10 protein-coding genes and 2 pseudogenes are annotated in these 13,220 nt (G+C 70.5%); 5 read left to right on the top strand and 7 right to left on the bottom strand.

Annotated elements, in window-relative coordinates:
- Window positions 1-1,099: pseudogene (locus tag ABT160_RS44535) on the top strand (hypothetical protein); the annotation flags it as partial.
- 69 nt (window positions 1,100-1,168) lie between these two features.
- Here ABT160_RS44535 and ABT160_RS44530 read toward each other — a convergent pair.
- From ABT160_RS44530 to ABT160_RS44515, 4 genes are all read right to left on the bottom strand, one after another.
- Window positions 1,169-1,588, bottom strand: coding sequence for a hypothetical protein (locus ABT160_RS44530; protein WP_351655431.1), 420 nt, complete (start codon window positions 1,586-1,588; stop codon window positions 1,169-1,171).
- Between the two features lie 55 nt (window positions 1,589-1,643).
- Entirely contained in the window at window positions 1,644-2,096 is a 453-nt protein-coding gene (locus ABT160_RS44525) for a hypothetical protein (RefSeq protein ID WP_351655428.1), read from the bottom strand.
- Window positions 2,097-2,263: 167 nt separating this feature from the next.
- Window positions 2,264-3,163, bottom strand: coding sequence for an AraC family transcriptional regulator (locus ABT160_RS44520; RefSeq protein WP_351655426.1), 900 nt, complete (start codon window positions 3,161-3,163; stop codon window positions 2,264-2,266).
- A gap of 349 nt (window positions 3,164-3,512) precedes the next feature.
- A complete protein-coding gene (locus ABT160_RS44515) occupies window positions 3,513-4,226 on the bottom strand; it encodes a nucleotidyltransferase domain-containing protein (protein WP_351655423.1) in 714 nt (237 codons plus the stop codon).
- Between the two features lie 148 nt (window positions 4,227-4,374).
- On the opposite strand from ABT160_RS44515, the gene ABT160_RS44510 reads away from it, so the two are divergent.
- The gene (locus tag ABT160_RS44510; RefSeq protein ID WP_351655419.1) at window positions 4,375-5,220 is read left to right on the top strand and encodes a MerR family transcriptional regulator; all 846 of its coding nucleotides are present in this window, start codon (window positions 4,375-4,377) and stop codon (window positions 5,218-5,220) included.
- Between the two features lie 37 nt (window positions 5,221-5,257).
- On the opposite strand, the gene ABT160_RS44505 is transcribed toward ABT160_RS44510, so the two are convergent.
- Complete coding sequence (locus ABT160_RS44505; protein ID WP_351655416.1) at window positions 5,258-5,926, bottom strand: TMEM175 family protein; 669 nt, start codon at window positions 5,924-5,926, stop codon at window positions 5,258-5,260.
- Window positions 5,927-6,711: 785 nt separating this feature from the next.
- Window positions 6,712-7,686, bottom strand: a complete 975-nt coding sequence (gene galE, locus ABT160_RS44500) for a UDP-glucose 4-epimerase GalE (RefSeq protein ID WP_351655413.1) — start codon at window positions 7,684-7,686, stop codon at window positions 6,712-6,714.
- 519 nt (window positions 7,687-8,205) lie between these two features.
- Between galE and wecB the strand changes: the two genes are divergently transcribed.
- The 3 genes from wecB to ABT160_RS44485 all read left to right on the top strand — a co-directional run bounded on the left by wecB (window position 8,206) and on the right by ABT160_RS44485 (window position 13,017).
- Window positions 8,206-9,309, top strand: a complete 1,104-nt coding sequence (gene wecB / locus ABT160_RS44495) for a non-hydrolyzing UDP-N-acetylglucosamine 2-epimerase (RefSeq protein ID WP_351655410.1) — start codon at window positions 8,206-8,208, stop codon at window positions 9,307-9,309.
- 166 nt (window positions 9,310-9,475) lie between these two features.
- Window positions 9,476-10,792, top strand: a complete 1,317-nt coding sequence (locus tag ABT160_RS44490; protein ID WP_351655408.1) for a glycosyltransferase — start codon at window positions 9,476-9,478, stop codon at window positions 10,790-10,792.
- A complete protein-coding gene (locus tag ABT160_RS44485; RefSeq protein WP_351655405.1) occupies window positions 10,789-13,017 on the top strand; it encodes a glycosyltransferase family protein in 2,229 nt (742 codons plus the stop codon). The genes ABT160_RS44490 and ABT160_RS44485 overlap by 4 nt, the downstream gene beginning before the upstream one ends.
- Before the next feature lie 109 nt (window positions 13,018-13,126).
- Here ABT160_RS44485 and ABT160_RS44480 read toward each other — a convergent pair.
- Window positions 13,127-13,220: pseudogene (locus ABT160_RS44480) on the bottom strand (ABC transporter permease); the annotation flags it as partial.

Below are 13,220 nucleotides of genomic sequence, written 5' to 3'. Positions count from 1 at the left end.
GCTCCTCGACTTCTACCTGGCCACGGCCGCCTCGGTGTACGCCATCGAGCGCCCCGGCGACCGCCTCATCGACCACCTGGAACCCACCACCTACCAGGGCCTGTCCTTCCAGGACCGCCAAGGAGCCCTGGACTGGCTGCGTACCGAGATCGACCACCTGCCGCCCTCGGGCCGCCTCCTGCCGCGAAAGGCGGTGCGCGCGGGCGTGGACACCCTCCTGGTCCTGGCCGTCCTGGGCTGGCCCGGAACGGCGACACCCCGCTTCGAGGCAGCGGCCACGGAGCTACGGCGGTTGGCGCTGCGCGGGAACGAGCCCCGCACAGCGTCGCGCGCGACGCTGTGCCTCGCGTACGCACAGCTCCTCGCCGGGGAGTACGAGAGCGCCAAGGAACTGGCGTTCGCGTCCCTCAGCAGTACGCTCACGCCCGGCGACCCTCTCGTGCGCTCGCATGCCCTCTCTGTTCAGGGCACGGCGGCCCACCTCCTGGGCAGCCTCGGCGAGGCCGAGCATTCCTACGCGATGGCGCTGGACGGCTTCCGCAACGCTGGTGACGTGCCGGGGGAAGCACGTGTGCTGCGCGAACAGTCGCGTCTGCGCCTCGACATGGGTCACGTGGAGCGCGCCGTGGCCTTCGGCGAGGCGAGCGTCGCACGCTACGAGACGCTCGACCTACCTCGCCAACTGGCCGACGCACGAATCTCGTTGGGAAACGCCTTGTATCGCGCAGGCCGCATCCAGGAAGCCCTGGGACTGCTCCACGCCGCCCACGACGCGTTCGCGACCCTCAACGATCCCGCGTCCCAGGCTCTCGTCCTCTGCCGGATCGCCGAGGCCGAGCTCGCCTCCCGACGCCCGAGGGCTGCCGCGTCCAGCGCGGAGGCCGCCCTGACCGTACTGGGCGAGATGCGTCCCGATCAGGGCCGGTCCGACGCCTTGGTCCTCCTGGGCCGCGCACTCGACGCGCTCGGCCAGACGGACCGGGCCCGAGCGTGCTGGCGTGAGGTGCTCCGGACCGCCGAGGGCGATGAGGAGAGCCCTCCCTCCCCCGTGGTCACGGAGGCCAGAACCCTCCTCGCGGGCTCCCTGACCAGGGGGTGACCCGTACGCCGAGGGCCCGTTCTCGCCCCCCACACGTACGAGGGGCGAGAACGGGCGAGGTGAGGCCGGTCAGATGCCGTCCCCCTTGACGCACAGCGGCTGGGTCCCCTTGATGTAGCCGCTGCCGCCTCCCATGTCCTTCCAGAAGACCGCGCACCACAAGTCGCCGTGGGCGCCGTCCTGGTATCCCGACCAGTAGTGCGGGCGGTCCTTCCACTCCCCGTCCAGGCTGTTCGAGATCGTGCCGTGCGGGCCGTACAGCTCCCAGTGCCCCCTGCCCGTACTCGTGGTGGCACGGACGTCCATCTTGACGACGTCGGCGTCGTACAAGTCACCCTCGAAGGCCACGCACAACGTGTGGGTGACGAAGAGCGTGGTCGACTGGCAGTACGTCCGGTCGCGCGGTGCGGCCTGGGCGGCGGAGGCGGACGTGGAGACGGCTCCCGCCAGGACGATTCCCGCGGCCAGGGCTGCGGTCATGCGCTTCATGCTGTCTTTCTTCCTTTCACCGGGGCGTTCAGGTCTCGGACGGTGCGTGCCGGGCTCAGAAGTAGACCGCGGCGCACGCGGTGTCCATCAGGCCGCCGCCTTCGTAGAGGCTGGCGCAGACCCGCGCGGCGTCGCGTGGCATCAGTACCGTGACCTCGAACGTGGCTTCCTCGGAGCGCCGGTTGCCGCCCCAGGAGCGGTCCCTGCCGAACAGTTCCCTGTTCTGGGCGTCCAGGACCCGGACGTGCAGGCGCGGGTTGCCGACGCCCAGGGTGGACAGGAACTTTCCGTTGATCGTGTTGAGGTACCTGGGCGACTGGGCGTCCCATCCGACGCTCAGGACGCCCGTGCCGTTCTGGATGTTGGTGCCGCCCCCGCCCGTCGCGGCGGACGCGGGCACGGCGGACGCCATGGTGACCAGGGCGGCCCCCGCGCCCGCCAGGGCCAGGCCGCGCCGGACCCGCGAACGCCTCCGTGCACCGCGCTTCTCGTTCTTCTGCAAGGACATGCTGCGCCTTTCGGGATGCCGGTCAGGAGGGACTCCCGCCGTGTTCTGGGCTCGTATTCAGCCTAGGAAGGGCGGGCGATCACTCTCTATCCGTTCTCCGCCGACTGATCCGCGCATATCGGATTGCTCCGGCCCCCGGTCGGCATCCCGAACGGAAACCACTGAGGTCAGCGGCCTTGAGCAGTACGAGACGGCACCTGGCCATAGGTCTCGCGGTAGTACGCGGCGAACCGGCCCAAGTGGGTGAAGCCCCAGCGCGTCGCGGCCTCGGCGACCGTGCCCGACTCCGAACCGTCCGCGATGCGCAGCAGGTCCTGGTGAACGCGGTCGAGCCGCACGCGCCGCAGATGAGCCACCGGAGTGGTCCCGAAATGGGATCGGAAGCACTCCTGGAGGGTGCGGGGGCTGACCCTCGCGGCCACGGCCATGTCCGCGACCGACACCGGCTCGGCCGCGTGTTCCTCGCAGTAGGCCATGGCCCGTCGCACGGCACGCGGCAGCGCCGGATGCGTGTGCGGGGGCAGGGCGACGGAGTGGTCGTGCGGCTGGAGGCCGACCAGGCCGTGCACGAGGACCTGTTCGAAGTGCGCGGCGGCCAGCGGCGACCGGGTCGCGAGGGGCGAGGCCGCGAACTGTGCGAAGGCCCGGGCCGTTCCCAGCCATGCCGCCACGGCCGGGTCGGCGTCCGGCAGGGCGGGGGTGAAACGCAGGGCCGTGGTGGGCGGTTCGCCGGTGTGCCCGGTGACAGCGTTGTCCACCGTCGCCTGCGGGAGGCACAGGATGAGGGTGTCCGCCTGGGCCGACAGGGACATGCCCAGCGTCATCCCGGGCCCCGCGACCGAGCACGGCGTGCTGACCTCTCGGCCCGCCACCCGGACCACGCCGTCTCCGGCGACCGGGATGTGGATGTTGTAGAAGTCGGGCAGCTCCCCCGCCGCGACCTCGACCGGTGCACCCCAGCCCAGTTCGTAGAGGGCCAGGCCCTGCCGGTGCAGGCGGCGGAAGCGGCCGGGCGCTCGATGTCCCCGTCCGATGCGCAGACGGTGGGGCGAGAACTCCTCCGTCACCGCTTCGTCCAGCGCCTCGACGTCCTCCCCCGCGAACAGGAGGTGCGGTCCGCCGGTCTCCGGTGCGTCGCGGCGGGTAGGCAGCCTTCCCCCTTCCCGAGCACCCCGACGCGTACGCCCCTCGTATCCACCGTATCCGCCGTATCCGCCGTGTCCGCCGTATCCGCTCCGCATTTCGCGCCCCCGGTTCTCAGGCCGGCGTCCGCAGGTCACGCGCACCGGCTGTTGCGCCGCATGGTACGGATTTCGAACCTGCCCAGTCGCAGGGGCGCGACGCCGGTCCGGGCGGCAAACCCCCCGCAGGAGCGACCACCACGTCCCATGGCGAACAGCCTCGGGCCCAACCGGTTCAGTCCGTCTTGCGCTCTCCGCTGCGGCGGTACCCCTCCCAGATCGGACCGCCCGCCGCGTCGAGGACCTCCGTGACCAGCGAGGTGAGGCCCTCCGGTGCGCCGCGCAACGCGGCTTGTGCCGCCTCGTCCAGGCGCGCGGCCAGGTCCGGTGCGACGGGTTCGAGGCGTCGGGCCAGCCACTTGCCGCCGCCCAGCCACGTGCCGTGGGTCAGCAGCGCCAGTTCGGCGGTCCGCCGGACGAGTTCGGCCACGATGAAGAGTCGCTCGCCCCCGTCCGTACAGGCGGCGAAGTCGTCGAGCAGGTCCGTCAGCGCGTACCGGGCGTCTTCGAGTGCGGTGTCGGTGACCGGCGGCGGGCCCGCGGCCGCGAGGCGCTTCGCCGTCTCCGCGATCCGCGCTCCCGTCCCGTCGGCGTCGAGCAGGAGCGCTCCCCCGGCGCACAACCACAGCAGGGGCGAGTTCCGCTGCACGACCTCCGGGGTCACGAAGCCGTGCCAGGAGTCCTCGGTGTGCACGAACAGCTCCACCGGCCAGTCTCCGTACCGCAGGCTCTCGCGGTACGGGGCGGGCGGGCCGTCGAGCAGCACGACGACGTCCAGGTCGGAGCGGGCGGTACGCCTGCTCGTCAGGACACTGCCGCCGAGGAACGCGGCGAGGGCGTCGGGGTGGCGCTCCAGTACGAGGGCACGGGCAAGATCGAGTACGTCCATGCCCATACTCTGCCGTGCGCCCCGGGACACCGGAGCACGGCCCCGGGCGGAGTGTGGCATCCGTGCGTCCCTCGGACGTGTGGTTGCACATGCCGTAGCGGCATGTGGTGTCGTCGGGGGCACCACCGCACGAAAGGCCCTGTCTGCGATGTACCCCTCCGTCATGCCTCCCCGCGACGTCAAGATCGGCGATGCCGCCGCCTTCGCCGGCACCACCCCGCGCGCCATTCGTCACTACCACCAGATCGGTCTGCTGCCGGAGCCCGCGCGGGGCGGAGACGGGCGCCGTCGCTACGGCTACGACGACATGATCCGACTGCTGTGGATCCGCAAGATGTCCGAGGCGGGCATCAGCCTGGACGACATGCGGGCCGCCTTCGACGAAGCCCGGGACGTCGAGGACGTCCTGGGGCGGCTGGAGGAGAGCCTGGCCGCCCAGGAGGCCGGGATCAAGCGTCAGCGCGCGGCGGTCCAGCGCCTGCGGGCCGTGGGCAGCCCGCTGGGCCTGCTCTCCCCGTTGGTCACGGACCGGCTCGGCCACCTGCCCGATGGTGCGCTGCGTCCCGCCGACCTGGACGCCCTGCTGGTCACGGAACGGATCTTCGGGCCGCTCGGCGCCGCGATCCAGGCCGGCGTGTTCATCACCCTGGCGACCCATCCTGATCTGCGGGCCGAGGCGGACCGCCTCGACGCGGCCGACGCCGCGCTCGATGACACCGTCGACCCTTTCGACCTGCGGGTGGAGGAACTCGCCGCGCGGCACTACGCCCACCACCAGGCGGTGCTCCAGGCCATGGAGGCGGACGGAATGGACGAGGCCGAGGAGAAGCTCTTCGAGAGCTACGACGCCGAGGAAGGCGACGGGGAGGAGGACACCGGGATGAGCGCCTTCGAAGCGGTGACCAAGATGCCCTACGGCTTCTCCGCGGCCCGGACGCGGTGCGTGGAACTCACGGCACGGCTCATCGGCGGGGAACTCGCCGCGGACAGTTGACCGCTGGGGCTCGGCGCCCGGACAGGCCCGTGCCGTCCTACGGCTTCCCCGTGTCCGGCGTGGGTGGCTCGGGGCGGTCCGGATGGGGCGTCCGCAGGCGGCCGAGGAGCGCTCCGCCGGTCGTGGCGGCCAGGGGCGCGATGAACCACATGACGAAGGCGTACGGGACCAGCCAGGCGAGGCCCGCGCTGAGGAGGAACCAGGCTCCCACGGCCCACGATCCGTCCGCGTGCCTGCGGATGCGCGTCGGATCCCCTTCGACCAGGCCCGCGCCCGCGGCCACTTCCTTGATGACGGCCTCGCACCACACCATGGCCGCCATCGTCGAGGCGAACAGGCTCTGCGCCAGCGGGTTGGTGATGGAGGCGCCCATGACCGCGGTGGGGAACGGCAGGAACGCGACCAGCAGCAGGAACGGCGCGTGCCATCCCACGAACCACTTCGACAGGACGACGACCTCGTCCATGAGCTTGTGGTGGCGGCGCCACACCGACCACAGGAGGCAGAACGCCAGGGCGAACGCCACGTAGGAGCCCCGCTGGTCCAGCAGGAAGCGGCCCAGTCCGCGGGCCGAGGACAGTTCGTCCGCGCCGGGGCGTTCCAGCTCGACGGCCAGCAGTGTCATGGCGATCGCGAACAGCGCGTCCGTGAAGAAGACGAGCCTCTCGCACGAGAGCCCCGGCTCAGGACGAACCCTGTTGTCCATGCGCACTCCCCACTGTGAAGGCCGTACGCGTGATCGTAGGGAGTACGACCGCCGAGGGCACGCAAGCGGGCGGAGAAAGTCCCGACCCGGCCGAGGGCGGCGAGGACTTGGCCGGCGCGGTCCCTACGCCCTTGCGCGTGGTGGTTCCGTTCGTGTGTGGCCCGCCCGAAGGCGGGCGACACGTTTGCCGTACCAGGGCCATGGAATTGACGGGAAAGCTCAGCGCCAGGCCATTCTCCGTCAGGAAACCCGACTATCGGCTAGCAGTACCGACGCCGCACAAGAAGCAAGTGGCCTTGTCGTCCAGGGGGGAGTCCGTGCCGCCCGCCCTGCTGCACTCCTCACAGAACCAGTGCGCTTCGTCGCCTCCTGGGAAACCGGAGTAGTTGGTCACCCGCGGCGGAAGCCCGCCCGCCGAAGGGCGAGGCACTCCTGCCGGGGGATGGGAACTCGAGAACAATGGAACTCCTCGAAGGAATAATTGAGTGCCCGAGAATCCTCGTCGCGGTCACCTGCGTACACATACCGCATCACCCGCCGGCCCGGCGCGGCCATTCAGGCACGGCACCTTGGAATCTTGTATTCCTACCGCACCGGGCCGTTAGGTCGTTCGCTTGACTCCGGAGAATGCACCGATCCCTCATGCGGTGAAGGTCCGGACCTGCGCCCGCAGGGTCTTCTCCGGGTTTACGTCAATGGGGCGTGACGGCGCGGGAGAACCGGCCCGAACTCGTTGGAGTGCTCGCGCCCGTCGGTGCCGTTCACCTCTACGAGTGGCGCTGTCACTACACCAGGGCGTGGCGCAGCCGCCAGCCCGCCCATGCCGACTCAGCCATGGAGCGCACGTCGTGGCGGGCCGTCCAGCCCAGTTCCCGGCGGATGGTCTCGGCGGACGCCACGACGCGGGCGGGGTCACCGGGGCGCCGTCCGGTCACGTCCGGCGTGGCGTCGGTACGGCCGGTGACGTCCTGGATGACTCCGATCATCTCCGCCACCGAGACGCCCTCGCCCCGCCCGACGTTGAGGGTGAGCGCGGCCGTGGGGTCGGCGACGAGTCGCCTGGCGGCGGCGAGGTGGGCGGTGGCGATGTCCTCGACGTGGATGTAGTCCCGTACGCAGGTGCCGTCGGGGGTGGCGTAGTCGTCCCCGAAGATCCGCGGGGCCCCGCCCTCGGTCAGCCTCTCGAAGACCATCGGGACCAGGTTGCAGATGCCGTCGTCGCTCAGCTCCGGCGAGGCGGCCCCCGCCACGTTGAAGTACCGGAGTGATGCGGTGGCCATGGAGTGGACCCGGCCCGTGGCGCGGACCAGCCACTCGCCGACGAGTTTCGTCTCGCCGTACGGGTTGATGGGCGCGCACGGGGTGTCTTCGGTGACGAGGTCCACGTCGGGCGTGCCGTAGACGGCCGCCGAGGAGGAGAACAGGAAGCGGCTGACTGCCGCGTCGGCCGCCGCGGCGAGCAGGACCCGGGCGCCCTCCACGTTCTCCCGGTAGTAGTACAGGGGTCGGTGGACCGATTCGGCGACCTGCTTCTTGCCGGCGATGTGCACGATCCCGGTGACGGCGTACCCGCGCAGGACGCGGTCCACGACGTCGCGGTCGAGGACCGTTCCGACTTCGAGCGGGACGCCGGGGGGCAGCCGGTCGGGACTGCCGGTGCTCAAGTCGTCGAGGACGACGACGCCTTCACCGGCTTCGGTCATCGTCTTCACTACGTGAGAGCCGATGAATCCGGCTCCGCCTGTGATCAGCCACGTCATGGCGAGAGACTGTCGCAAAAGGGCGTCTCCCACAAACCACGAGAGGGCCAACCCTTTCGGTCCTGATGGGCATCTTTGATGTTGTTGTGACTGGGCGGGTGACCGTGCGGTCCGGCATGCTCGTACGGTCGACTTCCTTCCGGGTAGCACCAGTTCACTCGACCGGGTGGGACTTCTGATTCAAGCTCTCCTGGACCTCCAGCGCGAAAGTGAGAGCGCGTCCGCGGCCTGGATCGAGCGTCCGGACGCTGTCCACGGGGGTGCGGCCCCGATGGTTCCGCATTCGCGACCCGGCCAACCCCCGTATCCGTTCACCGAAAATTCACATGCCGCCTTCACAAGGGTTTCCTCGTGCCTTGGAATTCGCCCCTTCGAGGCACTTCCGGGAACGAGCCCGTGTCGTTACATGTCTAGAATCGCCGACGCCGCCCGGACGACATATTTCCCGGACGGGCTGAGCGTCAGCAGTACGAGACATGACACGAACCACATCGACACAAACCAGAAGACGAGTATTCAGTGAAAGTCATCAGTATCGTCGGTGCCAGGCCACAATTGGTGAAGCTCGCTCCTATTGCGGCGGCGTTCGCCGAAACGGAGCACGAGCACTTCATCGTGCACACCGGACAGCACTACGACGCCGACCTCTCCGATGTGTTCTTCGACGGTCTCGGAATTCCGGACCCAGATGTCCACTTGGGCGCCGGCTCCGGAAGCCACGGAACGCAGACCGGCTCGGTCCTCACCAAGCTCGACCCCGTCCTGGAGCGCGAGAAGCCGGACTGGGTCCTCGTCTACGGCGACACCAACTCCACGATCGCCGGGGCCCTCTCGGCGGTGAAGATGCACCTGCCCGTGGCGCACCTGGAGGCGGGCCTGCGCTCCTTCAACCGGCGCATGCCGGAGGAGCACAACCGCATCCTGACGGACCACTGCGCCGACGTGCTGCTGGCCCCGACCGCGAAGGCCATGGACCACCTGAGCGACGAGGGGCTCAAGGACCGGGCGGTGCTCGCCGGCGACGTCATGGTCGACATCTGCCTGCGCATCCGCGACGCCGTGCTGGCCGGGGAGCACCCGGCGCCCGCCCTCCCCGAGGGCATCGACCCCGAACGGCCCTTCGTGCTCGCCACGTTGCACCGACCCGACAACACCGATGACCCGCAGCGCCTCGCGGCGATCATGGACTCCCTCGCGAAGCTCTCGGTACCGGTCGCGCTGCTCGCCCACCCGCGCCTGGTCACGCGTGCGGCGGAGCACGGCATCAACCTGGCGCAGGGGTCGGTGCACGTGGGCCGTCCCCTGCCGTACGCCGGTCTGGTGGCCGCGGTGCTCGCCTCCTCCGCCGTCGTCACCGACTCGGGCGGCCTGCAGAAGGAGGCGTTCCTGCTGGAGCGGATCACCACGACGATCCGGCCGGAGACCGAGTGGGTCGAGACGGTCGACTCCGGGTGGAACGTGCTGGTCCCGGACCCGCACGAGATGTCCCCGGACGAGTGGGCCGCCACCGTGAGCCGCGCGGCTCCCACCGGTGCCCCGGGCACGCCCTACGGCGACGGCCGCGCCGCGCAGAACGTCGTACGGATCATGGAGCAATGGAAGGGAGGGAGCCGGCGCGTGTGAGGCTCGGAGACCTTCCTCCCATGGATCTCCTGTTGCTCCCACCGCGTCAGCGCCACCGCTTATGTCGACACTTCCCAGGTCCAGGACGCCCGCACGTCCCCGGCGACCGCATGTGATCTACTTCGCCATCGGATTCCCGCCGGCCGCCAAGAGCTGCGCGTACCGCATGCGCGAAACAGCGAACCAGTTCGTCAACCAGGGCTGGGACGTCACCGTCGTCACCATCGCCCAGGAGTCCTGGGAACGGGACTCCGGCATCGACCCCACCCTCCTGGAGCAGGTCGACCCCCGCATCACCGTGGTCGAACTGCCCCTCGCCCGCGAGGACCTCGAGACGGACATCCGCCTCTACGACGAGGCACGCGCGCTCAATCCCAACAGCTGGGTCGCCTCGCTGCGCCGACGCCAGGCCGAGCCCTTCCCCGAGCCCAACTTCGGCGACTGGCGCGAGGACCTGGAACAGGCCGCCCTGACCGTCCACGCCGACAAGCCCGCCGACCTGCTCCTCGCGAGCTGCGTCCCCTACGTCAATCTCGCCGCGGCCTGGAAGCTGTACGAGGAGGCGGGCGTGCCGTACGCGGTGGACTTCCGCGACGGCTGGTCCATCGACGTCATCGAGGGAATCGAGGCGTTCTCCCGCACCTCACCCGAAGGCCGGTGGGAGGAGAAGATCCTCCGCAACGCCGTCTCCCTCTGGGTCGTCAACGACCCCATCGCGGAGCACTACCGCACGCGCTACCCGCAGCTCGCGGACCGGGTGCACGTCGTACGCAACGGCTACGACGCGGACAGCTCCCCCGGCCGGGTGCACAACCCGGACCCGGAGGCGGGCCTGACCTTCGGCTACCTGGGAACGGTCAACTTCACCGTCCCCCACCTGGAGACGGTCCTCAACGCCTGGCGCGCGGCGCGGGAGCGCGAACCCCTGCTCGCCAACGCGCGCTTCGAGGTCCGCGGCCACATCGGCAACGGCGCGGGCCGCGAGGCCAACCGCCACACGGAGGTCCTCAAGGAGGCCGAGCCGGACGGCGTCGTCTTCGGCGGGCCCGCGTCCAAGGCCGAGGTCGCGTCCATCTACGCGCGCTGGGACGCGATGGTCCTGATCCTCATCGGCGGCCGGTTCGTCACCTCCGGCAAGGTGTACGAGTACATGGCGACGGGACTGCCCATCGTCTCGGCCCACGTCGTCGAGCACGACGCCTCCAACGTGCTCAGGGGCCACCCGCTGTGGACCGGTGCCGTCGGCATCGACGAGGAGCGCCTGGCCCAGGCCTTCGTCGAGGCCGCCCGCATGACCGTCGAAACCAGCGACGAACAGCACTCCGAAGCGATGGCCCACGCGAACCAGTTCACCCGCGAGGCGCTGATGACCGAAGCCGTCAAGCACCTGGCCAGCGCAGTCCCCCTGCCTCCGGAGCGCTGCGCGGACGAGGCGGCCGCGTTCTCCGAGAAGTCGATCGTCGCCGAAGGATTCTCCTCGTGACCGAAGTCCTCTTCATCGCCAGTGCCCGGCCGCCCCTCGGCGTCCTCGCCGACTCGGTGGCCAAGCTGGCGGCGCACGGCGCCCACTCCCGGCTGGCGGGCACCTTCCACCTGGAGCCGGTGGCGGAGGAGTTGTCCCGTACGGGCCTGAGCGACGTGCACCAGCTGCCGCGCAGCCTCGCCCACCGCAGCCAGGCGCTGCGCCGCAAGGCCGGGAGCTCCCCCGCCGGGATGCGCGTGTGGATGCAGTCCAGGCGCGACGCGTGGCTGAGCCGGCGGGCCCGCAGGGCCGACGTCCTCGTGGCCCTCGACCCGGGCGCCGTGTACACGGTGTGGCGGCTCGCCCAGTACAACCCGGCGGCCAAGGCGCTGTTCGGCCTGGCCCCCGCGCTCAAGGCCGTCGAGGGCCTGAAGGCGCAGGGCGGTTCCGTGGTCCGCGAGGTCAGCCTCCGGTCGACCCTGAGCACCCTCAACCGTGATGTGCGGCGCACGGTGGACCAGCTGCCCGCACAGGTCATGCGGACCGCGACCGCGCGCCCGGTGATGCGCTCCGGCATCGGTGCCTGGCTGTGGCGCACCGCCGTCACCGTACCCGGCGTCCCCACCAGGATCCGCGCCGCCACCTCCCGCTCCGTGGCCGAGGGAATGCAGTGGGCGGGCCGGACCAGCGGGGCCGCCATGGCCCTCGCCGCCGCCGCCGCGAAGGTCCAGGACCTCAAACTGCGTGCGCAGCTCTACGACGAGTCCGCGATGAAGGAGATCACGAAGGGGATCAACCCGCGTCAGCTGGGCAAGGTGGTCACGGCCCAACTGGACTACGCCGACGCCGCTTTCGCCGGAGGCGACCACGCGACGGCCGCGGGCCCACTGGACCGGGCGCTGTTCCTGCACTTCCACCGGGTCCTGCACATCGACCAGCTCTCGTCCCCGCTGGCGAAGGGGGCCGGGGACTTCGTCAGGCCCCTGTACGACACGCAGGTGATGAAGGAGCTCGCGAAGCCTCAGGGCCGCAGCACCCCGCCCGCCCCGGTGCCCGCGGACCGGCCGCTGCGCCTGCTCGTCATGACCAGCGCCAACGACAACTTCCTGCACCACATCCTGGACCACTTCGGCGACGGTCATCCCGGCGTGGAGCTGCGCTACCTGGACCTGGCCGCCCAGAAGTCCCTGAAGCGGATCTCGTGGGCGGGCCGCCGCATGCTGGAGGACCGCCTCTCCGGGGGGACGAGCACCTACCAGGAGGAGGTCGAGCGCTTGATGCGCCCGTACCTCGACTGGGCGGACACCGTGTTCCTGGACTGGGCGGCGGGCCCGGCGGCGATGCTGACCACCATCGACCCGGGAAGCACCCGGATCGTGGTGCGCCTGCACAGCTACGAGGCGTTCACCCGCTGGCCGCACATGACCGACTTCTCGCGGATCGACGACCTCGTGTACGTCGCCCCGCACGTACGGGACCTCGCCACCTCGCTCGTCCCCCAGCTCCGGGGCGGGCACGCGCCGCGTACGCACCTCATCGACAACGCCATGGACCTGTCCGGCTTCGCCCGGCCGAAGTCCGCCGACGCCCGCTTCAACCTGGGGCTGATCGGAGTCAGCCAGGTCGCGAAGGACCCGATGTGGGCCCTGGACGTGCTGGAACTGCTGCGGGCGGAGGACGAGCGCTACCGGCTGCTGATGGTCGGCGGGGACATGAACCCCAAGACCAGCCGGGCGGTCCTGGAGTACCGCAAGAAGCTGGAACGCCGCCTCGCACCGCTGGTGGAGTCGGGCGCCGTGCTCCGCCTGGGCGCCACCGACGACGTACCCTCCGCGCTGACCGACATCGGCGTCATCCTGTCATCCTCGGTCCGCGAGGGATGCCACGTGGGCGTGATGGAAGGCGCGGCCAGCGCCGCGGTTCCCGTGGTGCGCGACTGGCCCTTCTACGCGGGCAAGGCCAACAGCGCCCGCACGCTGTACCCGCAGGGATGGGTCCACGGTTCGCCCGATGAGGCGGCGGCGCGCATCCGCGAGGTCACCGGCTCGGCTCAGGCGTGGCGGGAAGCCGGCAGGTCAGCCTCCGCGCACGCGCTGGGCGAGTGGGACTGGACGGTCGTACGCGAACGGTTCGAGGAACTCTTCCTGACCAGCCCCGCGCCCCGTGCTGCCCAGGCAGGGGAAGACGCCTACGTGGGCACGGTCCGCGACGCCGTCCGACTCACCGTCGAAGGGTGGAAGGCCTGAGAACCGATCGGTGATCCCGCACCCCCGCACCGAGCCGACTCACGAAAGCCGGCTCGGTGCGGGGGTCGGGCGCGTCGTCGAGGGCGGCGCCTTCGGACTGTGACGGTCCTCAGTTCTTGACGAGGAGGCCGCGGGTGCGGAGTACGGCGCGTTCGAGGGGGCTGAAGATGAGGAGGTCGATGGCGATGCCGACGGTGAGGATG

Origin of the sequence: Streptomyces sp. NPDC001941 (assembly GCF_040296945.1) — a bacterium.
Classification (GTDB): Bacteria; Actinomycetota; Actinomycetes; order Streptomycetales; family Streptomycetaceae; genus Streptomyces.
The sequence above is the reverse complement of the archived record's forward strand: the minus strand, read 5'-3'. Positions and strand labels throughout refer to the sequence as shown.